Below are 460 nucleotides of genomic sequence, written 5' to 3' on the forward strand. Positions count from 1 at the left end.
GTCGTGCTCGGGGTGACGCTGCTCGTGGTGATGCGGGACATCCGGCGACAGATCCGCAGAACGGCGCGAGCGTAGCGCCCGCCCCCGCCATCGGTTCGGGGGAGAGGGAGCGTGTGACGGTCTCCCTCCGTCTGAGAGTGTTATTTCACTTGTGTTAAATTATTGGGAACACAGGTTACTCGGCGTCCGAGCGATCCTTGGGAGCGAGCTCTGCGACGAGGGCGCGGGTCGCGCGGCGGACGGCCTCGTGGCTGGACAACGACGGTTCCCAGCCGAGCGCCGCGAGCTTCTCGATCGACAGGCGCATCTTGGGCACGTCGCCGGTCCAGCCGCGGTCGCCGCCGGTGTAGCTGTACTCGGGGTCGACGCCCAGCTCCTCGGTCACGATGTCGGCGATGGCGGTGACCGAAGTCGTCGTCCGCGTCCCGAGGTTGTACGTGTTGAGGTCGTCGTCCGCGTG

At 67.0% G+C, this 460-nt stretch carries 1 pseudogene; it reads right to left on the bottom strand.

Features of this window, described 5'->3' with window-relative positions:
* Positions 1–175: 175 nt before the first annotated feature.
* Positions 176–460 (bottom strand): annotated as a pseudogene (locus tag DVK07_RS21575) (UDP-glucose 4-epimerase); the annotation flags it as partial.

The sequence above is a fragment of the Halorubrum sp. Atlit-26R genome (assembly GCF_003666015.1).
Lineage (GTDB): Archaea > Halobacteriota > Halobacteria > Halobacteriales > Haloferacaceae > Halorubrum.